Origin of the sequence: Pseudomonas onubensis, from assembly GCF_965653655.1 — a bacterium.
Classification (GTDB): Bacteria; Pseudomonadota; Gammaproteobacteria; order Pseudomonadales; family Pseudomonadaceae; genus Aquipseudomonas.
Genome location: NZ_CBFHAZ010000028.1, coordinates 20,687 through 45,584, shown reverse-complemented (window position 1 = coordinate 45,584; position 24,898 = coordinate 20,687). Strand labels below are relative to the sequence as shown.

Below are 24,898 nucleotides of genomic sequence, written 5' to 3'. Positions count from 1 at the left end.
TTACAAGGAGCAACTCATGACCAAGACTGTTATCACCAGCGACAAAGCCCCGGCCGCCATTGGCACTTACTCCCAGGCGATCAAGGCCGGCAACACCGTCTACATGTCCGGCCAGATCCCGCTGGACCCAAAGACCATGGAACTGGTTGAAGGCTTCGAAGCACAAACCGTACAAGTCTTCGAAAACCTGAAATCCGTAGCCGAAGCCGCCGGTGGTTCGTTCAAGGACATCGTCAAGCTGAACATCTTCCTCACCGACCTGAGCCACTTCGCCAAGGTCAACGAGATCATGGGCAAGTACTTCGAACAGCCGTACCCAGCCCGCGCCGCCATCGGCGTTGCTGCCCTGCCAAAGGGCGCACAGGTTGAGATGGACGCGATTCTGGTCATCGAGTAAAACACCCGGCGCAGCCTCAACAGGCTGCGCCGACTTCGTTTCAGAAGGATTCCGTAATGCGCAAAGCGCTTGTAGCCACTTCGTTGCTCGCCCTGTTGCTCGGCGGCTGCGCCAGCAACCCCGCCGACCTGGATGTAAGCGGCACCTGGATCAACCAGGCCGCCATCAACGCGGCAGCCAAGGGCGGCCCTTTGCGTGAAGCGCTGCAGAGTTTTGGCCCGAACCTCGAATGGGAGGTCAACACCAAGGCTTTGCAGGCGCGCTACTACAACGGCTTTGAAGTCGCCGAAGGCAAGTTGCTCGGCGATAAATCCAGCGCCTGGAACGTCGAGTTCTACGGCAGCTCCGCCACCGAACTCAAGCGCAAAGGCAAACAACTGCTGCAAGTGGCCAACGATAACGAGCCCGAGCAGGTGTTCGCCCGTGCCAAGGATCCCGCCCCGGAAGGCGCGCCACTGGGTGCCAACTTCGAACGGGCACTGTATGCAGCCTATATGGGCGGCGACTGGAAGATTACCGACGGCACCGGCGATGGCGCCACGGTGCAGTTCCAGGCCGATGGCAAGGTCGCCGGCCTGCCAGGCGTCGACCGCTACTCGCTGTGCCTGGCGGGCGACTGCGCCTCCATGAGCGGCGGCTATGACAGCATCTGGCTGCAACTGAATGGCCAGGGCAACCCGTGGATCTTCACGCGCAAGGGCAAGCAGCTGGCGATATTCCAAGCGATCAACACCGCCCTGGCTGACGAGGTGCCGCAGTTCACGCCCGGCCCGCGCCAATGGCTGCTTGAGAAGAAATAACAGCAAAATACATATCTCAATGTGGGAGCGGGCTTGCTCGCGAATACGGTGTGTCAGCCAGCATATTCATCGACTGATTCACCGCATTCGCGAGCAAGCCCGCTCCCACATTTTTGACCGAGTTTCAGCCTTTCAATATCGCCGCATACCCTTCGCGATAACTCGGGTAGGTCGGCACCCAACCCAACGCCTTCGCCCGGGCATTACTACACTGCTTACTGCCCGCACGCCGCACACTGGCGTCATCCGCCCAGTCCGTTACTCCCAGGTACTCACGCAACCAACCGACCACCTCGGCCAATGGCGCCGGGGCATCGTCGACGCCAATGTAGACCTTGTCCAGCGAGCCGCCCTGCTCTACATGACGCAGCAAAAAGGCCAGCAAACCCGCCGCATCATCCGCGTGAATCCGATTGCCATATAAAGGTGGATCGATTGCCACGCGATAGCCTTGGCGTACCTGGGTCAGCAGCCATTCGCGGCCCGGGCCGTAAATCCCGGTCAAGCGCACGATACTCGCTGGGATCCCACTGTTGAGCGCGACCTGCTCGGCCTCCAACATGACCTGGCCGGAATAGCCCAGCGCCTTCGTTTCAGAGGTTTCGTCGACCCACTCACCATTCTGCTGGCCGTACACGCTGCTGCTGGACACAAACAGCAGATGCTTGGGCTCCTGGCCATAGTCACTCAGCCACTCCAACACATGCTGCAACCCTTGCACGTATGCCGCGCGATACCCGGCCTCATCGTGGTCGGTGGCGGCTGCGCAATACACCAGGTAATCCACCCCGCCGATCGGCCAGGTCTCAGGGCAATCCTTTTTGAACAGGTCGCCGGCAATGCCGATCACGCCATCGGGGAGCTTTGAAATATCACGGCGCAGGCCATGAACCTCCCAATTCGCGGCGAGCAATTGGCTGGCCAGCCGACTACCCACATCGCCGCAACCGGCAATCACAACAGAAGGCGCAGACATCATAAAACTCCGTTCTCAAAGGTCTAGATTAGCCTTCGCAGATGACGAGCGGCCAGAAAAAGCACAAATAAAGTTACTGTATTACTTCTGTTAACAAGAATTACTTGCAATAATAACCGCCCATTTGTCCTCGACCTCCAAGGGTCTGGCAGGACGATCACTCATTTTTTCCTCTCAGGTCCGGCCAGCATGACACGTAATACAAACCCCGCTTCGCCAACCAAGCTTCACAGCCCATCCCGCGCCTGGCGTGCGATTGCTGCGCTGCTGTTCAGCGTACTGCTGGCACCGACCGCCGCCTTCGCTGATGCCACCGCCCCAGCCGCACCGGCGGCTGCCGAGCACACTGGCGCCACGCCAGCCGCTCCTGTTGCTGCGCCGGTTGCCACCGACCCGGCTCAGGCTGCAGGCGACGTCGCACCTGCCGACGAAACCGGTGTAGTGCTGGAAGAAGACAACAGCCTGGGCATGGCCCATGACCTGTCGCCTTGGGGCATGTACCAGAACGCTGACGTGGTGGTAAAAGCCGTGATGATCGGCCTGGCCATCGCCTCGATCATCACCTGGACCATCTGGATCGCCAAGGGCTTCGAGCTGCTGAGCGCCAAGCGCCGCCTGCGTACTGAGATCGTCCACCTGAAAAAAGCCACCACCCTCAAGGAAGCCAGCGACACCGCGACCAAGAAGGGCACCCTGGCCAACCTGCTGGTACACGACGCGCTGGAAGAAATGCGCCTGTCGGTCAATACCCGCGAAAAAGAAGGCATCAAGGAACGCGTCAGCTTCCGTCTCGAGCGCCTGGTTGCAGCCTGCGGCCGTAACATGAGCAGCGGCACCGGCGTGCTGGCTACCATCGGTTCCACCGCACCGTTTGTCGGCCTGTTCGGCACCGTGTGGGGCATCATGAACAGCTTCATCGGCATCGCCAAAACCCAGACCACCAACCTCGCCGTCGTCGCCCCCGGCATTGCCGAAGCTCTGCTGGCAACTGCCCTGGGCCTGGTTGCAGCAATCCCAGCGGTGGTGATCTACAACGTTTTCGCCCGTTCGATTGCCGGCTACAAGGCCCAGGTTTCGGACGCGTCGGCAGAAGTTCTGCTGCTGGTGAGCCGCGACCTCGATCACCTGCCTACCGAGCGCAGCTCGCAACCGCACATGGTGAAAGTGGGGTAATCGGCCATGGGCCTGCATTTGAATCAAGGCGACGACGAGCTCGTCGAGAACCACGAGATCAACGTCACGCCGTTTATCGACGTAATGCTCGTGCTGCTGATCATCTTCATGGTGGCCGCGCCGCTGGCCACCGTGGATATCAAGGTCGACCTGCCCGCGTCCAGCGCCAAGCCTGCGCCGCGGCCGGAGAAGCCGATTTTCCTCAGCGTCAAGGCGGACCAACGCCTGTTCCTGGGCGAAGAAGAAGTCAAAGCTGAAACCCTGGGCCCGGTGCTCGACGCCAAGACCCAAGGCAAAAAAGACACGACGATCTTCTTCCAGGCCGACAAAGGCGTGGACTACGGCGACCTGATGAGCGTGATGGATGCCCTGCGGGCAGCCGGCTACCTCAAGGTAGGCCTGGTCGGACTAGAGACGGCAGCCAAGAAATGATCACGACGCGCCACAAACTGACGCGTTATGGCACCAGCCTCGCCGTCGTGCTGGGCGTGCATGCCGTCGCGATCATCATCGCGCTCCAATGGTCCGCGCCGCACCCGGTAACGTTGCCACCGGCGGCCATGGTCATCGACCTGGCGCCGATGCCTGCACCGCCGCCGCCGGCACCGCCCAAGGTTGTCACGCCGCCGCAGCCGCCTGCACCCGCGGAAGAGCTTCCTTTGCCGAAACTGGCTGAGTCGCCCAAGCCAACGATCCAGGTGCCCAAGCCGGTCAAGCCAAAACCCAAACCTCAGCCGCCCAAGCCGGTGGAGAAGAAACCCGAGCCGCCCAAGGAAAAACCTTCCGAAGAGCCGCCGAGCGAATCGCCACAGAACAATGCGCCGGCTGAAAAATCGGCTCAACCGGTTCCTGGCCCGTCGCCACAGCAGATCGCGGCGAAAGCATCCTGGGAAGGCACGCTGCTGGCGCACCTGCAGAAGTACAAGAAGTACCCGCCAGGTGCCCAACAGCGTGGCAAGGAAGGTTTGAACCGCCTGCGCTTTGTGGTCGATGCCGAAGGCAACGTGCTGTCCTATGAGTTGGTGGGCCGCTCCGGCAACGCCGACCTGGACCGTGCGACCCTGGACATGATCCGTCGTGCCCAGCCACTGCCCAAGCCACCGGCCGATATGTTGAAAGGCGGTAGCGTCGAAATCGTCGCGCCGTTCGTTTACAACATCGAGAAGCGCCGCCGGTAAGCAGCAAACGGGAGCTGGCTTGTGTGGGAGCCAGCTTCCACACAAGCCAGCTCCCACATTTGGTTTCACCACTTCAGCAAAATCCTCAACATTCCCCGCTCAATCCCCATCAAAGTTCTGATAACGTGCGTCTATCGATTGCAGCCGGTATGCTTGGCCCGCAACCTCATGGACGCTCGCTATGACTCTTACAGAATTACGCTACATCGTGACCCTCGCCCAAGAGCAGCACTTCGGCCACGCGGCCGAGCGTTGCCATGTCAGCCAGCCGACGCTGTCGGTGGGTGTGAAAAAGCTTGAAGACGAACTCGGTGTGCTGATTTTCGAGCGCAGCAAGAGCGCCGTGCGCCTGACGCCAGTGGGCGAAGGTATCGTCGCCCAGGCCCAAAAGGTCTTGGAACAAGCGCAAAGCATTCGTGAACTGGCCCAGGCCGGCAAGAACCAGCTGACCGCACCGCTCAAGGTCGGCGCCATCTACACCGTCGGCCCGTACCTGTTCCCGCACCTGATTCCGCAGCTGCACCGCGTTGCGCCGCAGATGCCGCTGTATATCGAAGAAAACTTCACCCACGTACTGCGCGACAAACTGCGCAACGGTGAGCTGGACGCGATCATCATCGCCCTGCCGTTCAACGAGGCAGACGTGTTGACCCTGCCACTCTACGACGAGCCGTTCTACGTGCTGATGCCGGCCTCCCACCCGTGGACGCAAAAAGACACCATCGACGCCGGCCTGCTCAACGACAAGAGCCTGCTGCTGCTTGGCGAAGGCCACTGCTTCCGCGACCAGGTACTGGAAGCCTGCCCGACCCTGACCAAGGGCAACGACGGCGCCAAGCACACCACCGTGGAGTCGAGCTCCCTGGAAACCATCCGTCATATGGTTGCGTCCGGTCTGGGCATTTCGATTCTGCCGCTGTCGGCGGTGGACAGCCATCATTACGCCCCCGGCGTGATCGCAGTCCGCCCACTCACGCCACCGGTACCGTTCCGTACCGTGGCGATTGCCTGGCGCGCCAGTTTCCCACGCCCCAAGGCCATTGAGATCCTGGCCGACTCGATCCGCCTGTGTTCGGTGGCCAAGCCGCCTGCTGCGAGCTAAATAGACGTATGACTGAGCTGTCGCAGGTGTCGGTGACGGCACTTAAAGGTGTCGGTGACGCCATGGCTGAGAAGCTGGCCAAGGTCGGCCTGGAAAACCTCCAGGACGTGCTGTTCCACCTGCCCCTGCGTTATCAGGACCGCACGCGCGTGGTGCCCATCGGCCACTTGCGCCCTGGGCAGGATGCAGTGGTCGAAGGCACCGTCAGCGGCGCCGACGTGGTAATGGGCAAGCGCCGCAGTTTAGTCGTGCGCCTGCAGGACGGCACTGGCGGCCTGAGCCTTCGCTTCTACCATTTCAGCAACGCGCAAAAGGACGGCCTCAAACGCGGCACCCGCGTGCGTTGCTATGGCGAGGCGCGCCCCGGCGCATCCGGCCTGGAAATCTACCACCCGGAGTACCGCGCAATCACTGGCGACGAGCCGCCTCCGGTCGATACCACACTCACACCGATCTATCCGCTGACCGAAGGCCTGACCCAGCAACGCCTGCGCCAGTTGTGCATGCAAACGCTGACGATGCTCGGCCCCAAAAGCCTGCCCGACTGGTTGCCTCTGGAGTTGGCGCGCGACTACCAACTGGCGCCGCTGGACGATGCGATTCGCTACCTGCATAACCCACCCGCCGACGCCGACGTCGACGAACTCGCACTGGGCCATCACTGGGCTCAGCATCGCCTGGCCTTCGAAGAACTGCTGACGCACCAACTGTCCCAGCAGCGCCTGCGCGAAAGCATGCGCTCCCTGCGTGCGCCGGCGATGCCCAAGGCTACTCGGCTACCTGCGCAATACCTGGCCAACCTTGGCTTTGCGCCAACGGGAGCCCAGCAACGTGTAGGCAATGAAATCGCCTACGACCTCAGCCAGCAAGAACCCATGCTGCGGCTGATCCAGGGCGACGTGGGCGCAGGTAAAACCGTAGTGGCCGCCCTCGCCGCCTTGCAGGCATTGGAAGCCGGTTACCAGGTGGCGCTGATGGCGCCTACCGAAATCCTCGCCGAGCAGCACTTCATCACCTTCAAGCGTTGGCTCGAACCCTTGGGCCTGGAAGTGGCGTGGCTGGCCGGCAAGCTCAAGGGCAAGGTACGTGCCGCAGCGCTGGAACAGATCGCGGGTGGCGCACCGATGGTGGTCGGCACTCACGCCCTGTTCCAGGACGAAGTGCAGTTCAAGAACCTCGCCCTGGTGATCATCGACGAACAGCACCGCTTCGGCGTGCAGCAACGCCTTGCTCTGCGCCAGAAAGGCGTGGGCGGGCGCATGAACCCGCACCAGTTGATCATGACTGCTACGCCGATCCCGCGCACCCTGGCGATGAGCGCTTACGCCGACCTCGACACTTCGATTCTTGACGAGCTGCCGCCCGGCCGTACGCCGGTCAACACCGTACTCGTCACCGATACGCGCCGCGTCGAAGTGATCGAGCGCGTGCGCGGCGCCTGTGCCGAAGGCCGTCAGGCGTACTGGGTGTGCACGCTGATCGAAGAATCCGAAGAGCTGACGTGCCAGGCAGCCGAGACCACATTTGAGGACCTCACCAGTGCTTTGGGCGAACTTAAGGTCGGGCTGATCCACGGGCGCATGAAACCTGCGGAAAAAGCCGCCGTCATGGCCGAATTCAAAGCTGGCAACCTGCAACTGCTGGTGGCCACCACCGTAATTGAAGTCGGCGTGGACGTGCCCAACGCCAGCCTGATGATCATCGAAAACCCCGAGCGCCTGGGCCTGGCCCAACTGCACCAACTGCGCGGCCGTGTCGGCCGGGGCAGCGCCGCCAGCCACTGCGTGCTGCTGTACCACCCGCCGCTGTCGCAGATCGGCCGTCAGCGCCTGGGCATCATGCGCGAGACCAACGACGGTTTTATCATCGCCGAAAAAGACCTCGAACTGCGCGGCCCCGGCGAAATGCTCGGCACACGCCAGACCGGCCTGCTGCAATTCAAGGTCGCCGACCTGATGCGCGATGCCGACTTGCTGCCTGCCGTGCGTGATGCGGCGCAAGCGCTGCTGGAGCGCTGGCCGGAGCATGTCAGCCCATTGCTGGATCGCTGGCTCAGGCATGGGCAGCAATACGGCCAAGTGTGACGCCTGACTCACTTATCCAACCAACAGTTGTATCAAGCTGGTTATACTTCGGTGACTGTACGAAATTGGATCAGGCCATGTCAGAAGTTGCCCTCGCCACAGCCCCACTGACCGCCCCGCCGGTCATTCGGGCTCTGCTCGCAAAGCTCGCCATCCCCTACACGGAAGTGACCGAAGACGCCGGCCTGAATCCCGCACGAAAGGTCCAGGCAGTACTGCTGGAAGATGCCGTGGGCGCACTCATGGTGCTGTTCCCGCAGAGCCAGTTGCTCGACCTCAACCGGTTGGCTGAACTCACCGGCCGCCGCCTCACGGCTGTGTCGCCGGACCGCATCGAACGCATGCTGGCCAAGCACGACTTGAGCCTGTTGCCTGGCCTGCCGGTACTGACCAGCTCGCCGTGCCTGTATGAAGGCAGCCTGCTCAGCGAGCCAAGCCTGTTGGTGCATTCCGGTGAAGCCGGGCTGCTGCTGGAAATCGCCAGCAGCGATTTCAAGAGCATGCTCACCAAGGCCAGCGCCGGGCACTTCGGTGAGCCGCTGAGCAACATCCGCCCCAACCTCGACCGCCCAAACGATGACCGCGAGGAAATCACCCAGGCAATGCAGGCGTTCACCGCCCGCCGAATCCAGCAGCGCCTGGAAGCGACCATCGAGATTCCGCCGCTGGCCGACACCGCGCAGAAAATCATCAAGCTGCGCGTCGACCCCAACGCCACCATTGATGACATCACCAGCGTCGTCGAAACCGACCCGGCCCTCGCTGCCCAAGTGGTGAGCTGGGCAGCGTCGCCCTACTACGCCTCGCCGGGCAAGATTCGTTCAGTGGAAGACGCCATCGTGCGCGTGCTGGGCTTTGATCTGGTGATCAACCTGGCACTCGGCCTGGCCCTGGGCAAAACCCTGAGCCTGCCCAAGGACCACCCGCACCAGTCCACGCCGTACTGGCACCAGTCGATCTACACCGCCGCGGTGATCGAAGGCCTGACCCGCGCCATGCCCCGCGCCCAGCGTCCGGAAGCTGGCCTGACTTACCTGGCCGGCCTGTTGCACAACTTTGGTTACCTGCTGCTGGCCCATGTGTTCCCGCCACACTTCTCGCTGATCTGCCGCCACCTGGAGGTCAACCCGCACCTGTGTCACAGCTATGTCGAGCAGCACCTGCTGGGCATCAGCCGCGAGCAGATCGGCGCGTGGTTGATGCGCTACTGGGACATGCCGGACGAACTGTCCACTGCCCTGCGCTTCCAGCACGACCCGACGTATGACGGGCAATATGCTGAATATCCCAACTTGGTGTGCCTGGCCGTGCGTTTGCTGCGCAGTCGTGGAATTGGTTCCGGGCCGGATGCGGCGATACCCGACGCCCTGCTCGAACGTTTGGGCTTAAGCCGGGAAAAGGCTGAAGAAGTGGTCGGCAAGGTACTGGATGCCGAGGTGCTGTTGCGCGAGCTGGCGTCTCAATTCAGCCAGGGCTAAACATGATCGTTCCCACGCTCCGCGTGGGAATGCATCCGGTGACGCTCTGCGTCACGACTTCAAGCGCGGACGCAGAGCGTCCAAAGCAACATTCCCACGCAGAGCGTGGGAACGATCAGGCCTTACTTCTTTTTCTTCGGTTTCAAATACTTGGTCAACCCCTGGAACCAGATCACCAGCGCCGGGTTGCCCTTGATCTGAATCGACTTGTCCTGAATCCCCGTCATGAATGCCAATTGCTTGTTCTTCGCCTGCATCGTGGCGAAGCCATAGGCGGCATCTTTAAAGGCAATGGCAAATGCCGGCGCTGGGTGGACACCCGAACGGCTGGTGATGCGCTGGTCTTTGACGATGAAGTGACGGGCAACCTTGCCGTCGAGGGTCTGCAACTGGAACGCCAGGTCTTTGTCACCCAGCTGTTGCTGGAAAGCAGGGTTGGTGCGGCTGGCTTTGCCCATCATCAGGCCCAGCACCCACAGCAGAAGACGAAATTTCATGCACACAGCCTCAGTGTATTTATTAAGTGGCCGCAGCAGTGTAACGATTTACCGGCGTAACGCCACCGATCTCGCGCTTTAGCAGGAGATCGGCAGGCGTTTAACGCTTATAGCAACATGTTGCTTAAACGTTAGGGCACGGCACTGGCGCCCAGTCGGCCAGGTTCGGATCGCGGCAGGTGCCTTCGATCTGCGCCTTGCCGGCGCTGGCGACCTGCTTGCTTTCAGCCTGCTTGGTTTGCACTGTCTGAATACTCTTCTCGGTGGTCACCGCCTCTTTCGGCACGGTTGGCAGCACCGGTTTTTTCGCGACTTTGGCAGGCGTCTTGCCTTTCTTCGCCGGCACCACCTGCGGCGTCGTTGTGTCGGCCTGGGCCACGGTCACCACGTCAGCACGCTGCACACCCACTTGTTTCAGGTCTTGCTCGTAGGCCTGTGTGTAGTTGTTCAAGTCTTCGCTGGCCTTGCCGTTCACTGCAACGATCAGGTCATTGGACTCTTTCAAGCCAGCCACGATTTCCGCCAGGCGCTTGCGGCCTTCGGTATCGTTGACGGTTTTGGCCTTGCGGTCGGCCACCAGCTTGGTGAAGGCGCTCTGGTAGCACTGCTGGGATGCCTTGGCATACGCGGTGCTGCGGTCGATGTCGGACGCGCTTTTGTTGAAGTCGGTGGAGTAGGACGCGATGCGCTGGTTGTCATCGGTAATCTGCTTCTGACGCTCGGTGTAGTAACCCGCCGCGCCACCCGCCAGGGCGCCGCCCGCTGCACCAATGGCAGCATTACGGCCGCGCTTGTCGGAGTCGCCGGTGAGCGCGCCCAGCAATGCACCGCCGGCTGCGCCCAGGGCGGCACCCGTCACGACCGACTTGGTCATGTTCGAATCGGTTGCACGCAAGTGCTGCACCGGCTCGTAGCAGTTGGGGTAGTACTCGACCTTGGTGCTCGACGCGACCTTGGAGGCCGGCGACGTAGCGCAACCAGTCAACACGGTGCTGAAACCAGCTGCGATCAGCAGCAGGTGACGCTTGGAAACCGCCTTACGGGAAAAAAGCATAGGTGTGTTCTCTGTTAAGTTTGACTTGCCCAGCACGGCCCACCGCCGCCTGAGTCCCTTCCAAGCTCGCCGCACAACCAGCGGTCAAGACCGCTGACCGCTCGCTGCGAGCAGTTCCTTCAAGATCGCTGCCGGGTCGGCCCGCTGTTGCTTGCGGTAGTTGCCGACATGGCGAACGAACAGTGTCGCGCGCGTCACCAGGCTCTTGCCGAGCACTGGCTTGCGATCCAACTCTTCCTTGATCCGTTGAAACTGAGCCTGGATCACCGCATCGGTGTAGCGCGTGCCGGTGGCCAGGTTGTCGATGTAAATCGCCACCGCGCCGTCGAGGGCACTGCGACCATTGGTGATGGCCATGTCGAACAGTTGCGCGCTGGCCTCATCCTTATTGTCTTTGGCCTGTTGGCGGCTCTTCTGCAAGTTGGCCAGGCGGATGTTGTAGTTGCTGATGGTCTCGGCCACCAACGCGGCCGACTGGATCAGGTTGCCCGCTGCTTCTTCGCGTTGCTGGGCAATCAGCGAGACGTTGCGTTTCAGCTCTTCGTTGACCAGGCCGAGTTCGGCTTGCAACTTGGGGTCGACGCTGGCGGCGATGATGCTGTCCAGGCGCTTGGTCGGGTCCTGGGCGTCATCGATGGCGTCAGTCAGCGAGGCCAGGCGGCCTTCTTTCTGCCACTGGGCGAACAGCTCCTTGTAGCGCGAACGCGGCGCCGACAGTGCACCGATCGCCACGCGAAAACCGGTGGTTTCGTTGCTTTGCTCAGTGCCATCGGCTGCGAACAACGGGTACTCACGGCGCATGCCGGTAAACAGCGTGCCCTCGCCTTCCAGGTAATTGCCGCCCTTGACCACAAAACCGCCGTAGGTGCCCTGGCGACGTCCGGCATGCACCAGCTGGAACGATTCCTGGACCATTTCCGCCGCGTTGCCGATCACGTCAAACAGGCCGATGGGGTTGGGCAATTTGGTGCCGATGGGCATCAAGCGCGCCGCCTGGCCAGTGCCGCCGGCGACCTGGTTGAACACCGCGTAATCGCCCAGCGGGCCGTCGCTGTCGCTGCCCTCGACACGGCGTGGGAACAGGCGCCCTTCCAGTTCCTGACGGCTCACCGCCTGGCCACCGCGTGCGGCATATTCCCATTCCACTTCGGTGGGCAGGCGCACAAAGCCCAGGCCACCGTCATCCACGGAAGACCCGCGCCCGCTCACCGGCAGCAACTCCCGGTGGTATTTCATCAGCCAGGCGCTGTACACCGCCGAGAAACGCTCCGCTTCAAAACGCGACAACTTCACCTTGGGCAAACGCCCGGCCATGCCAGTCGGTGCATCACACGCAGGTGCCGGTTCGCCGCTGGCCAGCGACTGTGCCTGAGACATCACCTGTGCATACTGGCGGGCAGTCACTTCGTACTTGCCGATGAAATACAGCATCGGCTTGAGCGGAGTTTTGGCGTCGGTTTTCGGCATCAACGGCGCGATGACTGTGTTCCAGTCCTTGGGCAAGTCCTTGAGGGTGAACTGGCCGTTGATAAAGTCGCGGCGGTAGCCGGAAATAAACGATTGCTGATAACCCGCCTCGCCTTCGGCAAAGGGGTAACCGAGGCTGATCTCGCGGTCATCCAGCGTGCCTTGGGCCAGCACGTAGGCGTAGCGGAACACCATGTTGCCTTCGCAGGGCAGCGGCAGGCTCACGTCATCGGGCAACGGTTTAGGGTTATCGAGTTTGTCACTCGCCTCATCGGCCCACGCCAGCGAAGCCAAGCTCAGCGCCATGGCGGCGCCCAGTAACTTATACATCTCTGATTCCTTCAGAAGCCTGGACCCGCGTCACTCGCCAACCGCCACAAGCCGCTGCCACGGCGCTGACGCCGAGGATTGCAACCAGGGCCAGGCCGTAGTGACGCGCCAGCAGGTGGCTGGCGTACTCGCCCGGCACCTGCATAAACATTTGGTTCAAACCTGCCTCGGCCAGCCCATACAGACCGGCGCTGAGCAAGGCCGCAAAACCTGCGCTGTAAAGCGCCTGCACCACCACAAACAGCGATAGTGCGGCGGTGGAAAACCCCAGCAGGCGCAACACCGACAATTCCCGCCGCTTGCGTGCAACCGCCGCCAGCGCCCCGGCGAAGATCGCTGCAAACGCCCCGGCCAAGGCCAGCCCGGCAATAATCCAGAACACCAGCGACAGGTTGCGGCTCAGCGACTGCACCTGGGCGATGGTCTGTGCCTGGGTCGATACCAATAGATTCTGCCCGGCGAAATACACCCGCAACGGATCTACATCGGTGAGGTTGCGCGCGTACAGACGAAACGCCGGATACACACGCTGCTCGCTGACGCCCATCGCATCACCTTCCCAAGCCAACGCCGGCACGGCGCGACCATCGCGGTAATCTTCCGCTGCTTCCAGTAAACCCAAATCCGCAAACAAGCCATCACGGGCGAAAGCTGCCAGCGGCAACACCGCCAGCACTTGCAGGCGCATACGCTGGGCTTCGACGCGCCCCGCCACTTGTCGTGCAAAACTGGTTTCCAGCCAGTCGCCAGGCCGCGCCGCGAGCTTTTCGGCGGCGGTGTGGCTCAGCACGATCTGGTCCAGGCCCTTGGGCATAGGCAAACCGCTGAGTAATGGATCACCCGCCGCCGTCGGCAGCATTTCCAACGTCAGCGTACCCACCTGCGCAGTTGCCGCAATTTGCCGGGTACGCGGCACGGCAAACGCCACATCGCTGCGCTGGCCAAGCTGCTGGATAAATTCGCGGCTGAATCGGCCACCGCCCAATGGGATAATTTCACGGGTAGCCGGGTCGGTCTCCAAGCGTTCGGTCAAACTGCCAACCAGTCCAAATTTCAAGCCGAATAACACCAGCAACGGCGCGATCACCGCCACCAGCGCCAGCACCGAACAGGCCGACAGCCAGGCGTCATTGCGGTAATCCTGCCAAGCCAGTGACGCCACCAAGCCGATGCGCATCAGCACACCTCCCCGAGCATGGCCGTGACGCCGCCGTCAGGGTCACGACGGCAACCGATGCGCCGTACCTGCAAGCCACTGGCGCGGGCCAAGGGTTCGTCATGGGTGGCGATCACGCAGGCGGCACGCTGTTCGCGGGCCTGGGCCAGCAGCGCTTGCATCACGCGCTCGGCATTCAGCGGGTCCAGCGACGCGGTCGGTTCATCCGCCAGCACCAACTGCGGCGCATGGGCCAGGGCTCGGGCGCAACTCACGCGCTGGCGTTGGCCTACGGACAAGTCGGCCGGTTTCTTCGCCAACTGGTCACTGATCTCCAGCTGTTGGGCCAGGCGCGCCACGCTGCCGTCATCCTTCAAACCGAGCAATTGCCGCGACAAGGCGATATTGCTCCGCACATCGAGAAAGCCCAGCAGGCCGCCGGTTTGCAGCACATAACCCAAGTGCTGGCGGCGCAGCGCAGCCAGTGTGGATTGCTGATCGGCACGCCACAGCCCACCGATGTCGGCCTGGTGAAATTCAAACTGGCCAACGTGATCCGGCGCCAACACCAGCGCCAGCAGGTCCAGCAAAGTGCTTTTGCCGCAACCACTGGGCCCGACAATCGCCAGTTGCTCGCCCGCACGCAGCTGCAAAGCCGGAATCACCAGGCTGTAACGCTGGCTCCCCGTGCCCCGGCTTTTGTGCACCGCGCTCAAGTTCAGCATTACGGCAGCGTCGACAATGGCACGCGGTACAACGCATCGCCCGGCTCGGCATCGCCGAAACGGACCCAGTTGGCCACGTCATTGTGGAAGGTTTCGTAGAGGCGGATCTTCGAATCCAGCTCGTCGATAAAGTCTTCCTGCTCGGCCACACTCAGCGACAACCACAAGTCCTGGGTCATGTTCAGCGACTTGCTGCGATACGGCAGGCCTTCCAGGTACTCGCCAAGCAGGCCGCCATTGGCCAGGTTACCGCCCTTGCGCAGGGCCTGCGGGTCACGGCTCATATAGGCCGAGGCGCTGGCGATTTCCTGGAAGAAGTCCTTGGGCGAGGTCTGGGTTTTGCGCGCGGCATCCACGATCAGTTTCAGCGATTGCTGCAGGTCGTTGAGCTGCAACTTGGTGAGCATCACGCACACCTGAAACGCCGGCAACGCCGGGTTAGTCAGGTCGCGGTCGGCGGTCCAGGCGCTGACCAGCTGCGGCGCCTGGCTCGCGGTTTTGCGGCCGAGGAAATCCATGTGCATGGCGTAGCCGACTGCTGCGGATTTGTCCGCCAGGCTCGGCGCGCTGCTCAGCAACGGCACCGGTTGCGGCGTGTCGCTGCGTACCTGGTGCACCAGATTGGCGAACACCGTGCCGATCTCATCCACCCGCTCACCCAGCTTGTGCACATCACCACCGGGTACCGGCGTGTAGAGGTCGCCGATCTGCGGGTTAGCGTCGGCGGTGAGCACGCGGTACTGGGTTTCGGCACCGGCATGGGTTTTCTTGCCGGCGTCGGTGCGCAGGTGCAAGGCGTAAATCTTGATCTGCTTGCCGAGTGCCGCCTGACGCACTTCGGCTTCGTTCATCTGGGTAGCGGCGAACAGATCGTTTTTGCGCAGCGCGCCAGCATCGGTGACCAGCAGAATGATGCGCCCGCCATAGCCGGACCAGTCCATGCCATCGACCGCCTGCATCACTCCGGCAAATGCATCTTCGTTGAACGAATGGCTGGACACCGTGGACGCTTTGACCTGACGCGCCATGTCGAGGAAGCGCTGCGGGTCGCGGCCCTGGTCCAGAGTGATAAGCGTCTTGGCGACGTATTCCAAACCGGGGGTTTTCTTGATGCTGTTGCGAAACCCCACCAGCCCGAAGCTCACGCTATCAAGCTCGCCGCGCTCGGCGATGCGGGTTTGCAGTTCATGCACCACATCGCGAACCTGATCGATGTAAGGCTGCATCGAAACCGTAGTGTCGACCACCAGCACCACGGCCGTGCGGAAAGCGTCTGCAGCGATCGCTTTGGTGGCCGGCTTGGCCGCCGCGCTGCCTGGGTCGATGGACGCCACATTGAGCAACTGCACCGGCTGGCCGTTTTCGTCGAAGCTTTCTTTGGAATCAAAAATCGGCAGCAGGTAAAACTGGTTTTGCGGCACCGCGCTGGCCGTCGGCTCAAGCGCCAGCACCTGTTGATTGTCTTCGCGGTTCTTCTGCGCCTTGGCCAACACGTTTTTGGCGGCGGCGGGATCAGTCAACAGCTTTTCCACCTGCGCCGATTGGCGCAGGAACATCACCGGCGCGCGGCCCGAGCGCTCGGTGAACTTGAGCACCAGGCTTTGCTTCCAGTCGCTGACTTGAGCGGCGGGCAACCACCCATCGCTGCGCCCATCGGTAGCGGCGCCGACGCGCACCCACGGGCTGCCGTCAATGTCTTTGCGCTGGTAAACATAGAGCACCGAAAACGCTGGCAGAGCTTCACCTGCTGCACCACCGGCATCATGGGACAGCTTGGCGCCCGGCTTACTGAGCACGCGCTGGAACAAAGTCTTTTTACCGGCCATCAGCAACGGCCGCTGACCGCCATCCGCCTCGGCCACCACCGGCGTTACCGCTGGCGGCGGTGTGGTCTTGGGCACCACGGCGACAGGCGGTTTGGCAGGTTCATCGCTGCCGCTCAGCCACCAGTAACTGGCGCCGCCGATGGCCAGCGCAACCGCCACGGCAACAGCCGCCAGCGCCAACACAGGCCCACGGCGTTGCTCGGACACGGCGCGGTGTTGCGTTGGCGTCACCACCGGCTGACGCACCGGTTGCGGCTGGGGTTTTTCGGTCGGAATCTCGATGGACACTGGCGTCATTCCGGCCAAGTCAAAACTCAGCGGAATCGGCAACGGCCGCACCAGCGTGGCTTCCGGCGAATCTGCCGGCAGTTGGTCCAGCGCGCGCAGCAACGCCGCCGCATCCGGGAACCGCTCGGCCGGGTCTTTGGCCAACAGCTTGCGTAGCACGTCCTGATAACGCCCGTGGTGCACCGGCAGTTCCGGCAGCGGCTCGGTCAGATGCGCCAACGCAGTGGACAGCGCATCAGTGCCGTTATACGGCAGCTTGCCGACGAGGATTTCGTAGAGCACCACGCCCAACGCATACAGGTCGGCGCGGCCATCGATTTCCTGGCCACGCGCCTGCTCCGGGCTCATGTAGCTCGGCGTGCCCACGGCAAAACCGGCTTGAGTGAACTGGGTGCGATCGTCCAGGGACTTGGCAATGCCGAAGTCCGAGAGCACGGCGGTGCCGTCAGCGCGAAACAGGATGTTCGCCGGTTTGACGTCGCGGTGTACCAGCCCTTGGGCGTGCGCATAGCCCAACGCCGAAGCAATCTGACGAATCAGCGTCACGCCCTGCTCCGGCGTCAGGCCGGCGGCGATGCGCTCTTTGAGCGTGCCGTTGGGCAGGTATTCCATAGCCATGTAGTACAGCTCACCGACATTGCCGATGTCATGGATGGTCACCGTGTGCGGGTGCGACAAGCGCGCCAGGGTCTTGCCCTCACGCAGAAAACGCTCGCAAAAACTCGGGTCGGCCGCCAGTGCCGCCGCCATCACCTTCAAGGCCACCTTGCGCTCAAGCGAGCGTTGGGTCGCCAAGTAAACGCTGGCCATGGCGCCTTCGCCGATCTCGCCTTCGATGTCGTAGCCTGGGATCACAATGTTCATGGCGAAACCTTCACGACAATGGCAGTGATATTGTCCGGCGCGCCACGGTTGAGCCCCAGGTGCACCAGGCTGCGCACGATTTCGTCCGGCGCGTCGTGGCTCAGCACTTCACGAATTTCATAATCTTCGACGGTCTTGTTCAGGCCATCGCTGCACAGCAGGTAACTGTCGCCTGGAGCGATCAGCAGGTCAGCCACCGCCACTTCCAGCTGGGCTTCCACGCCCACCGCGCGGGTGACGATATTGGCGCGAGGATGCACGCGCGCGTCGGCTTCGCTGAGCAGGCCGCTGTCTTGCAGGTCTTGCACGTAGCTGTGATCGCGGGAAATGCTGTCCAGTTGCCCCTCCCGCAGGCGGTACAGGCGACTGTCGCCGGCCCATAAACACACGCCACGCAGGCCACGTGCGGCGAGCACCACTACGGTGCTGCCCATCATGGTCACGCCACGGTTGGCGGTTTCTTCACGCACGCTGGCGTTGATGCGGATCAGGTCATTGCGCAGGGCCGCTGAGTATTCATCCAGAGAGCGCCCCACCGGCACATTGCGCAGGCTGTCGACGATCAGGCTGCTGACGTAATCGCCGGCCGCATGCCCGCCCATGCCATCGGCTACCACCCACAGGCGGTTTTCCGGCAGGTCCAGGCACGCGTCTTCGTTGACCTGGCGCACCATGCCCACATGGCTTTTGCTCGCTGATTTGAACGTCGCCCCCATCTACACCACACCTTCTTGTCCGAGCAAAAACTGCGCAAAATCGCCGGCAGCAGGCAAACCCTGGCACCGCAATAAACCTGGGGAAATACGTTGTGAACCACGGCCCCACCACAGGCTGGCGCCTTCACAGGCCTGCTCGGCCAGGGCGGTCATGCGGCTGTGGGGCACCGTGGCGGCGACCCGTTGCAGGCCCGCGAAGCGACTGTCGACCGCGCGTTGTTCACTGGCCGGGATGCCCAGGCTGTCGACACCCTCGTTGAAGTCTTCAAACGTAGCGCCAGCCTCCAGCGTGCCGAGCAAAAGCTCCTCAGCCTGCTCAAACCAGGTGTCCGGGCCGCCCACCAGGGACGCCGGATTAGTGTCGTGATCGAGCAACGCCACCACCGCCAACGGGAAATAGCGCCCGACCCGATCAATGCTCGGCATTACCACGCCTGCCGCCGCGTCCGGCCCGCAAACGCCCGGCGCCAAGACAAAACGCCACAACGGGCTGACCAGATAGACGTTGAGCCAATCGCCGCCCAGGCTGCTCTGGCTGGCGAGCAAACCTGCCGCCAGCCAGCTGTCCCACGGGCCGATAAAACTCTGGGGCAAGGCGCGGCTTACAAAGTCACCGCGGCTGGCCAACTTGCCGTAGAAGCCCAGCGTGGTCATAACCGCTCCGGCAGGCTGAAGCCACTGAGTACGCGGCTCTTGAACGGGTTGAAGGCGCTGTTGGCGCGCAACTCGTAGGCAATGCTCGCGCCGTCGACCCGCAGACGCAGGTTGAAGCGGTCCGGTGAGTTACCAGCGCTCAGGTCCGATTGCTCCAGCAGACGGAACCATGCCCATGGGCCGTCCAGCGTCACGCCGGAACGGCCGCTGGCTGACGGCGGCATGATCGAAATACGCACCACGCCGATGCTGCCGGGGTTGGGCCATTGCATCGCTACCGGGCGGCTCGGGCCGTGGTCGTAGCTCAACTGCTGGCCGTCGAGGTCGAGCAGGAACTGGGTGATGGTCGGGTCCATCGACACCGGCTTGAGCTCGAAACGCACGATCGGCTGGGTGCCCCCCGATCTAAAGAACGCGTCACGAATAGCCGCCGCACGCTGGAAGGTTTGCAGCACGCCCGGCGCAATCCCAAGCTTCTGCGCCGCGCCCGGTTGCCAGCGCCAGGTTTGCGCCGAGGTGTCCACATAAGGCTGCAGGTATTTGCGGAAGTAATTATCCATCACCCCGCCCACACCGAAGAACTGGCCGAAGTCATCCAGGGTGGCATCGCGCGCGCTGCCCGGCGACATCGGATAACGCCCCGCCAGGGATTGGCGATACACGTTGACCACTTCGCTCACCCACGCCGCATTCAGTTGGTTACGCACCCCGCCCATCATGCTGTTGGTGGTGGAGTTGACCACCGACTTGACCATGCCCTGCACCAGCGGTGGCTGGCGTTCGGCATTCAGGCTGACCCGCGTGGCCGCAGCCGCCGCCTGGTTCTTGGCCTCGCCGAGCAAGGCGTCGCCACTGGCGCCGACCATGGCGCTGACTTGCACATACAGCGCGTTCATGTCCGCCAACAGGCCGTCGATGGCCGCCGGTTCGCCTTCGTTTTTGCTGACGATGCTATTGAGTTCGGCAAAGTGCGCGGTCACCGGATCGTCCGCCGCTTGGGGTGCACTAGCGCTCGGTTGTTCCTGGCCCAGCAAGCTGCCCAGTCGCTCCTTGAGCTTGTCGACACCGCCTTCTACCGGCACGCCTTTGGCGGCCAGTTGGCGTTCTTCAGCTTGCAGATCGGTCTCTTTAGCCACGGCTACCAGCAGCTTTTTCAGCGGCGAAGTCGGGCCGGAAATCACCCGCAGCACATCAGCCGCCTGGGCCACGCTGGTGATCGGCACAAAGTCGATGTCCGCGAGCAAGGCGTCCCACTGGCGCTGGTAGTCCTGGAAGTACAGGCGGCGCACATCGGCGGCCAGGCTCACTACGTTCTGTTGATCGGCTTGCTCACGGCCCAGCACCCATTGCTCTTCGGCCAGAGTGCCGGTCTGGTTAAGACTGCTGAGCAGGAACGCCTGGCGATAGCCTTTGGCGGTGAAAAACCCGCTCAGCGGTTCGCCCAATGGCTTGCCGCTTTTACGGCTGAAGACAAGCGCAGCATCACGGCCGGCGGCTTCGTTGAGGCGAAAGTCCGCAATGCCCTCGGGCAGTTTCTGGCGTTTGACCCGGTCGTAAACACGCTGTGCAACCGGCAGCTGTTGCAACTGGCGACGCAGGTCGTCGATCAAGCGTGGGTCCAGCCGCGCATTGGGCGGGTGGCGGTCGAACAGCGCCTGCAAGTGCCCGGTCAACGCCTGGCGCTGATCGGCCGGCAGGTCACGCGGCAGGTTGCGGTCCCAGTCCAGGGCGATCCAGGCCTTGATGAAGTCCGGGTCGTAATGCTCGCTGTCGGCGAGCATCAAGTAGGCCTTGAGGCCCTCGTAGAGGAAGTCGGAAGTGCCGCCGCCGTGCAGTTGTTCTTCGATGCGCGTCACGAGTCGCGGCGCGAACACGGCGATCAACAGCTTGCGGTAGACGCTGGCGGATTCGGCTTCAAGCATATCGCCCTGATACAGGCCCAGGCCTTCAGACCAACTCGGCGAATCACCCGCAAGGCTCTTCACCGCGTTGAGCAGGGGCAACACCGCCAGCACTTCGCGCTGCGCCGGGCTGAGGTTCTGTACGGCCTGGCCCAGCGGCGCGACCTTCTGATCAACCTGGGCGATGTACGCCTGGTTGGCGCGATAACTCACCCACCACAGGCCACTGACCACCACCACCAAGGCGACGGTAGCTGCCAGCACACCGCGTGCAATCCACTTGCGGCGATGCTCGACTTTCGGGTTCACACCCACCAACCCACGCTCGGCAAACGCCACGGCGGTGAACAACTTTTCGATGAAATAACTGCGCCCGGTGCCGCTCTGGCGCGCCAGGTGCTGGCGGTCCAGGTTCATGCTCTGGGCCATGGCGCCGATCAGGCGATCAATCGGGCTGCCTTCCTGGGTGCCGCTGGTGAAGTACACGCCGCGCAACAACACGCGCTCTTCGAAGGCGTTGGGTTTGAACACGCCTTCGAGGAAGCTTTGCAGGCAATTTTTCAACGCGCCGAACTGCTGCGGGAAGCCGTAGATCAGATCACGCCGCGCCGGGTCACGCTCCTGTTGCAGGCGTTCCACCAGCCGTTCGTTCAGGCGCTGCTCAAGACCGGCAAACTCGCTTTGCAGATGGGCCAGTGGGCTGTCGCTGTTTTTGCCGTCGTCCAGGGCGAAGGTCATACCCCACACCTGGGCGCGGTCTTCCTTGCTCAGGTTGTCGAAGAACTCCATAAAGCCCGGCACCAGGTCGAGCTTGGTCAGCATCAGGTAGATCGGGAAACGCACGCCCAACTGGGTGTACAGCTCCTGGATCCGCAGGCGAATCGCGGCCGCATGGGCGGCGCGCTCGGCATCCGTACCGAGCAGCAGATCCGACAGGCTGATGGCGATAAACGCGCCATCAATCGGGCGACGCGAACGCTGCTTTTTCAGCAGCTCGAGAAAGCCCAGCCATGCAGCTTTATCCACTGTGGAGTTGCTGTCCTGGGTGGTGTAGCGGCCAGCGGTATCGAGCAAAACGGCCTGGTCGGTAAACCACCAATCACAGTTGCGCGTACCACCAACGCCACGCACGGCACCGGCGCCCAACTGTGCAGCCAGTGGAAAGTGCAGGCCCGAATTGACCAGCGCGGTGGTCTTGCCCGAACCCGGCGGGCCGATGATCACGTACCACGGCAGCTCATAGAGGTTGCGGCGCTCATCACCACCCAGCCTGGCCTTTTTCAGCAATGTCAGGGCTTCGTCCATGCGCTGGCGCAAGGTCGACAACTCTTCGGCGGTGGCGACGCTGTTGGGGTCGGCTGGGGTTTCGGCGGCGAGGCTGCGCATCACTTCGGCGGCCTGGCGGCGCGCCTGGATAATGCGCACTACGCGGTAGGCGATCCACAGCGCAAACACCAGGATGATCAGCGCCCAGCGCCGCCCTTCCGGCATCAGCACATCGAGCAACGGCCCTACAAACCAGATGATCAGGCTCAGGGCAATCAGGCCCAGCACGGGGATCACCCAGCGAATCATGAAACTGAAAAACGCCTTCACTCGACGCCCTCCGCCAATACGGTGATTTCAACCCGACGATTGCGGGCACGGCCTTCGGCAGTGCTGTTGGTAGCCACCGGCTCGGTGTCGCTGCGGCCTTCGGCGCTGAAGCGATCCGCCTGGCCGGTCTTGGCCGCCAGAATTTCCAGCACCGACTTGGCGCGTGCTTCGGACAATGCCCAGTTGGACGGGAAACGCAGCGTGGCAATCGGGCGGTTATCGCTATGGCCGGTGACGCGCACTTGACCCTTGACCTTGCGGATGGCGTCGGCGATGCGCAGCATTAGCGGCTCGAAATCATCGCGGATGCTGGAGCTGGCAGAAGCGAACAGTTCATCACCGCGGATCGTCACCACGGAACGGTCGACCTTGTCTTCCACCGCCACGCGGCCCGCCTTGATATCTTCCACCAAAAAGCCGGCCAGGCGCGGCCGCTCGATGACTTTGGGCTGCACCACTGGGCGGTCGATGGCCTGCACCGGAATTTCGCCCAGGGCATGAATATTCTTGAACACCGGTTCCGCATCCGACGCCAGCTTCATGCGCAAGCCAAACAGCAATGCCAGCAGCAACGCCAGGCCGATGGCCACGGCGATCCACGGCGGCATGAATTGCGCCAGGCGATCACGCGCCACGGTCACGCCGCGCCAATGCGGCGACAGCTCGCGCTCGTGCTCGCCACGCGCACTGCGAATGGCGGCGGCGGTGCGCTCACGCAGGGCTTCCAATTGGCTGCGACCGTCATTCATCACGCGGTAGCGGCCTTCAAAACCCAGGCACATGCACAGGTACAACAGCTCCAGCAGGTACAACCGTTCGCGCGGGCTTTGCAGGCAATGGTCGAGCAACTGGAAGACTTTTTCGCCGCCCCAGGCTTCATTGTGCACGGTGATCAACAGGCTCTGCTTGCCCCAGTCGCTGGCACTGCCCCACGGCGTGCTGAGCACGGCTTCATCGAGGGCGGTACACAGCGCATAACGCGCCAGCAGCACTTCGTTGCGCGCCACGCCGGCAGCCTCGGCGCGTTCTTCGAACTGGCGCAGGTAGGCCAGCAACTGCGCACGCAAACTGGCCGGCGCTGGGTGCGCGATGGTGTTGCGCAGGCGCGTCAACAACGCCAATAACGGCCCGGCGGCGCTTTCCAGCGGGTTGAGGCCCTGGCTTTTGCCGGTGAGAATCGGTGCCGCCGGCATCGACAGCGGTGCCGGTTCAGCACGTGCAGGTTCTGGCGCACGGCCACCTGGGCGCGGCATGAACTGGGTGCGGTCATCATCATTGGGATGCATCGCGGATTATCCTCGGATCGCCCAGAAGGCCAGGTTCAAGCCCGGGAACTGCCCGGCGATATGGAAGGCAAACCCGCCGGAGTTGTTCAGTTGCTGCCAGTGCTCGCTGCCACGGTCCAGCTCGTAATAGGTGCTGCCTGCGTGGTACGGGATCTGGCGTGGTGCAACCGGCAACGGCAGCAGGCCGATGCCTGGCAGTTGCAGGTTGACCATGTCGCGGATGTGCTCCACCGAGCCGACTTTGCTCTGCTGGCCGAAGCGCGCGCGCAGGGTTTCGCCGGGCACGTCGGCGCGTACCACGAGGATGAAACTGGCGCTGTCGAGCAAGGTTTTGTCGGCGAGCATGGCCACGTGGATACCGTAGGCTTTTTCCACAATCGGGATCGGCGTGGCTTTGCTGTCGATCAGCATTGACAGTGCTTCACGCAACGCCGCCACCACCGGGGCGAAGCTCAGCGACAGGTCGTCGTGCTGGTATTGCGGGTATTCCTGAGGGCGACGGCCTGAGGTTGAAAAGGTCGAAAACTCACCGGCCAGGCTCACCAGTTCGCTGAAGAATCGCTCTGGGTGCAACGGGCTTAACTGGCTCAAATGCTGGATCAGCGGCTGTGCCCGGTTGACCAGTTGCAGCAGCATGAAGTCGGCAATCTCCGACGCACCACCCGCACCCGAGGCGACCACGCGGCCCGCCAGGGCTTCGCCGCGCTGGTGCAGCAGGCCGAGCAACTCGCTGCGAAAGGCGCTCAGCGGTTTGCTCGCGGCGACGTCCAGCACTGGTGGGATGTAAGTGTCGTCGAGTACCAGCGCGCGGTCGGCGCGTTTTTCCTTGATGCGCACCAGGCCGATGGCGGCGTAGTCACTGATGCCGTCCTGGGCGGTCAACAGGCGCAGCGCTCGGGAGCCCACGGCCACTGTCGCGCGGTTTTCAAACGGGGCGTTATCGTCGCGCACTTCACGCACCTGGCTGACGTAGCGCGCCGCTTCCAGCGCTTCGCCTTCATCCACCGTGTCGCGCGCACCGGCACGCTTGAGCGGCAACGCCAGGTACACCAAGCCATCGCGCAGGCTGTCGTCGATATTCAGCGGGCTCGGCGCCAGGTCGTCCTGGGGAATATTGAACGGCGTGCCGTCGGGCAACAGGCCACGCGCCGACACAATCGCCAGCTTGCCCTGGGCCAACAGGCCCTGGTCAATCAGCAACTCGGAAAAGCCCCAGGCACCGGCGGACAACGGGCGGCTGCGCGCGTCGATGAGGTTTTCCAGGTAACGGTCATGCTGCTGGAAGTGCTGCGTTCCGATGAACATGCCTTCCGACCAGACCACGCGATTGTTCCAGGACATGGGGACTCC

At 62.7% G+C, this 24,898-nt stretch carries 20 protein-coding genes; 8 read left to right on the top strand and 12 right to left on the bottom strand.

Features of this window, described 5'->3' with window-relative positions:
- Nucleotides 1-16: 16 nt before the first annotated feature.
- Together ACTD9P_RS12195 and ACTD9P_RS12190 are read left to right on the top strand one after the other, a co-directional pair.
- The gene (locus tag ACTD9P_RS12195) at nt 17-397 is read left to right on the top strand and encodes a RidA family protein (RefSeq protein ID WP_003176922.1); all 381 of its coding nucleotides are present in this window, start codon (nt 17-19) and stop codon (nt 395-397) included.
- A 56-nt stretch (nt 398-453) separates the two neighbouring features.
- Nucleotides 454-1,197 (top strand): hypothetical protein, encoded by a 744-nt coding sequence (locus ACTD9P_RS12190; RefSeq protein WP_438867911.1) that lies wholly within the window; start codon nt 454-456, stop codon nt 1,195-1,197.
- A gap of 124 nt (nt 1,198-1,321) precedes the next feature.
- On the opposite strand, the gene ACTD9P_RS12185 is transcribed toward ACTD9P_RS12190, so the two are convergent.
- Nucleotides 1,322-2,173 (bottom strand): SDR family oxidoreductase, encoded by an 852-nt coding sequence (locus tag ACTD9P_RS12185; RefSeq protein WP_438867910.1) that lies wholly within the window; start codon nt 2,171-2,173, stop codon nt 1,322-1,324.
- A gap of 189 nt (nt 2,174-2,362) precedes the next feature.
- On the opposite strand from ACTD9P_RS12185, the gene exbB reads away from it, so the two are divergent.
- From exbB to ACTD9P_RS12155, 6 genes are all read left to right on the top strand, one after another.
- Entirely contained in the window at nt 2,363-3,346 is a 984-nt protein-coding gene (exbB, locus tag ACTD9P_RS12180; protein WP_438867909.1) for a tonB-system energizer ExbB, read from the top strand.
- Between the two features lie 6 nt (nt 3,347-3,352).
- Complete coding sequence (gene exbD, locus ACTD9P_RS12175) at nt 3,353-3,778, top strand: TonB system transport protein ExbD (protein WP_003195519.1); 426 nt, start codon at nt 3,353-3,355, stop codon at nt 3,776-3,778.
- A complete protein-coding gene (locus ACTD9P_RS12170; RefSeq protein ID WP_438867908.1) occupies nt 3,775-4,524 on the top strand; it encodes an energy transducer TonB family protein in 750 nt (249 codons plus the stop codon). Before exbD ends, ACTD9P_RS12170 begins: the two co-directional genes overlap by 4 nt.
- Before the next feature lie 181 nt (nt 4,525-4,705).
- Nucleotides 4,706-5,626 carry a hydrogen peroxide-inducible genes activator gene (locus ACTD9P_RS12165; RefSeq protein ID WP_003213305.1) on the top strand — a complete coding sequence of 307 codons (921 nt, stop codon included), beginning with the start codon at nt 4,706-4,708 and terminating at the stop codon, nt 5,624-5,626.
- 8 nt (nt 5,627-5,634) lie between these two features.
- Complete coding sequence (gene recG / locus ACTD9P_RS12160; protein ID WP_438867907.1) at nt 5,635-7,710, top strand: ATP-dependent DNA helicase RecG; 2,076 nt, start codon at nt 5,635-5,637, stop codon at nt 7,708-7,710.
- A gap of 77 nt (nt 7,711-7,787) precedes the next feature.
- Nucleotides 7,788-9,188 carry an aminoacyl-tRNA deacylase and HDOD domain-containing protein gene (locus tag ACTD9P_RS12155; protein ID WP_438867906.1) on the top strand — a complete coding sequence of 467 codons (1,401 nt, stop codon included), beginning with the start codon at nt 7,788-7,790 and terminating at the stop codon, nt 9,186-9,188.
- A gap of 122 nt (nt 9,189-9,310) precedes the next feature.
- Here ACTD9P_RS12155 and ACTD9P_RS12150 read toward each other — a convergent pair whose 3' ends face one another.
- The 11 genes from ACTD9P_RS12150 to tssK all read right to left on the bottom strand — a co-directional run bounded on the left by ACTD9P_RS12150 (nt 9,311) and on the right by tssK (nt 24,889).
- Nucleotides 9,311-9,685 (bottom strand): hypothetical protein, encoded by a 375-nt coding sequence (locus ACTD9P_RS12150; protein WP_003195530.1) that lies wholly within the window; start codon nt 9,683-9,685, stop codon nt 9,311-9,313.
- A 124-nt stretch (nt 9,686-9,809) separates the two neighbouring features.
- Nucleotides 9,810-10,739 (bottom strand): type VI secretion system-associated lipoprotein TagQ, encoded by a 930-nt coding sequence (gene tagQ / locus ACTD9P_RS12145; protein WP_438867905.1) that lies wholly within the window; start codon nt 10,737-10,739, stop codon nt 9,810-9,812.
- A gap of 84 nt (nt 10,740-10,823) precedes the next feature.
- Nucleotides 10,824-12,536, bottom strand: a complete 1,713-nt coding sequence (locus ACTD9P_RS12140; RefSeq protein WP_438867904.1) for a formylglycine-generating enzyme family protein — start codon at nt 12,534-12,536, stop codon at nt 10,824-10,826.
- On the bottom strand, nt 12,529-13,713 hold the full coding sequence (locus tag ACTD9P_RS12135) for an ABC transporter permease family protein (RefSeq protein WP_438867903.1): 1,185 nt from the start codon (nt 13,711-13,713) through the stop codon (nt 12,529-12,531). Before ACTD9P_RS12135 ends, ACTD9P_RS12140 begins: the two co-directional genes overlap by 8 nt.
- Nucleotides 13,713-14,417, bottom strand: a complete 705-nt coding sequence (locus ACTD9P_RS12130; RefSeq protein WP_438867902.1) for an ABC transporter ATP-binding protein — start codon at nt 14,415-14,417, stop codon at nt 13,713-13,715. The genes ACTD9P_RS12135 and ACTD9P_RS12130 overlap by 1 nt, the downstream gene beginning before the upstream one ends.
- Nucleotides 14,417-17,395, bottom strand: coding sequence for a serine/threonine-protein kinase (locus ACTD9P_RS12125; protein WP_438867901.1), 2,979 nt, complete (start codon nt 17,393-17,395; stop codon nt 14,417-14,419). The genes ACTD9P_RS12130 and ACTD9P_RS12125 overlap by 1 nt, the downstream gene beginning before the upstream one ends.
- Entirely contained in the window at nt 17,392-18,111 is a 720-nt protein-coding gene (locus ACTD9P_RS12120) for a PP2C family protein-serine/threonine phosphatase (protein ID WP_200432359.1), read from the bottom strand. The genes ACTD9P_RS12125 and ACTD9P_RS12120 overlap by 4 nt, the downstream gene beginning before the upstream one ends.
- Nucleotides 18,112-18,765 (bottom strand): type VI secretion system-associated protein TagF, encoded by a 654-nt coding sequence (tagF, locus tag ACTD9P_RS12115; protein WP_438867900.1) that lies wholly within the window; start codon nt 18,763-18,765, stop codon nt 18,112-18,114.
- Entirely contained in the window at nt 18,762-22,262 is a 3,501-nt protein-coding gene (tssM, locus tag ACTD9P_RS12110; protein WP_438867899.1) for a type VI secretion system membrane subunit TssM, read from the bottom strand. Before tssM ends, tagF begins: the two co-directional genes overlap by 4 nt.
- Nucleotides 22,259-23,548 (bottom strand): DotU family type VI secretion system protein, encoded by a 1,290-nt coding sequence (locus ACTD9P_RS12105; protein ID WP_438867898.1) that lies wholly within the window; start codon nt 23,546-23,548, stop codon nt 22,259-22,261. Before ACTD9P_RS12105 ends, tssM begins: the two co-directional genes overlap by 4 nt.
- A 6-nt stretch (nt 23,549-23,554) precedes the next feature.
- On the bottom strand, nt 23,555-24,889 hold the full coding sequence (gene tssK / locus ACTD9P_RS12100) for a type VI secretion system baseplate subunit TssK (RefSeq protein ID WP_438867897.1): 1,335 nt from the start codon (nt 24,887-24,889) through the stop codon (nt 23,555-23,557).
- Between the last annotated feature and the right edge of the window lie 9 nt (nt 24,890-24,898).

What these genes read in the sequence shown, in the direction of transcription:
- ACTD9P_RS12195 (WP_003176922.1), top strand. Translation starts at nt 17, where the DNA reads ATGACCAAGACTGTTATCACCAGCGACAAAGCCCCGGCCGCCATTGGC.
- ACTD9P_RS12190 (WP_438867911.1), top strand. Translation starts at nt 454, where the DNA reads ATGCGCAAAGCGCTTGTAGCCACTTCGTTGCTCGCCCTGTTGCTCGGC.
- ACTD9P_RS12185 (WP_438867910.1), bottom strand. Translation starts at nt 2,173, where the DNA reads ATGTCTGCGCCTTCTGTTGTGATTGCCGGTTGCGGCGATGTGGGTAGT.
- exbB (WP_438867909.1), top strand. Translation starts at nt 2,363, where the DNA reads ATGACACGTAATACAAACCCCGCTTCGCCAACCAAGCTTCACAGCCCA.
- exbD (WP_003195519.1), top strand. Translation starts at nt 3,353, where the DNA reads ATGGGCCTGCATTTGAATCAAGGCGACGACGAGCTCGTCGAGAACCAC.
- ACTD9P_RS12170 (WP_438867908.1), top strand. Translation starts at nt 3,775, where the DNA reads ATGATCACGACGCGCCACAAACTGACGCGTTATGGCACCAGCCTCGCC.
- ACTD9P_RS12165 (WP_003213305.1), top strand. Translation starts at nt 4,706, where the DNA reads ATGACTCTTACAGAATTACGCTACATCGTGACCCTCGCCCAAGAGCAG.
- recG (WP_438867907.1), top strand. Translation starts at nt 5,635, where the DNA reads ATGACTGAGCTGTCGCAGGTGTCGGTGACGGCACTTAAAGGTGTCGGT.
- ACTD9P_RS12155 (WP_438867906.1), top strand. Translation starts at nt 7,788, where the DNA reads ATGTCAGAAGTTGCCCTCGCCACAGCCCCACTGACCGCCCCGCCGGTC.
- ACTD9P_RS12150 (WP_003195530.1), bottom strand. Translation starts at nt 9,685, where the DNA reads ATGAAATTTCGTCTTCTGCTGTGGGTGCTGGGCCTGATGATGGGCAAA.
- tagQ (WP_438867905.1), bottom strand. Translation starts at nt 10,739, where the DNA reads ATGCTTTTTTCCCGTAAGGCGGTTTCCAAGCGTCACCTGCTGCTGATC.
- ACTD9P_RS12140 (WP_438867904.1), bottom strand. Translation starts at nt 12,536, where the DNA reads ATGTATAAGTTACTGGGCGCCGCCATGGCGCTGAGCTTGGCTTCGCTG.
- ACTD9P_RS12135 (WP_438867903.1), bottom strand. Translation starts at nt 13,713, where the DNA reads ATGCGCATCGGCTTGGTGGCGTCACTGGCTTGGCAGGATTACCGCAAT.
- ACTD9P_RS12130 (WP_438867902.1), bottom strand. Translation starts at nt 14,417, where the DNA reads ATGCTGAACTTGAGCGCGGTGCACAAAAGCCGGGGCACGGGGAGCCAG.
- ACTD9P_RS12125 (WP_438867901.1), bottom strand. Translation starts at nt 17,395, where the DNA reads ATGAACATTGTGATCCCAGGCTACGACATCGAAGGCGAGATCGGCGAA.
- ACTD9P_RS12120 (WP_200432359.1), bottom strand. Translation starts at nt 18,111, where the DNA reads ATGGGGGCGACGTTCAAATCAGCGAGCAAAAGCCATGTGGGCATGGTG.
- tagF (WP_438867900.1), bottom strand. Translation starts at nt 18,765, where the DNA reads ATGACCACGCTGGGCTTCTACGGCAAGTTGGCCAGCCGCGGTGACTTT.
- ACTD9P_RS12105 (WP_438867898.1), bottom strand. Translation starts at nt 23,548, where the DNA reads ATGCATCCCAATGATGATGACCGCACCCAGTTCATGCCGCGCCCAGGT.
- tssK (WP_438867897.1), bottom strand. Translation starts at nt 24,889, where the DNA reads ATGTCCTGGAACAATCGCGTGGTCTGGTCGGAAGGCATGTTCATCGGA.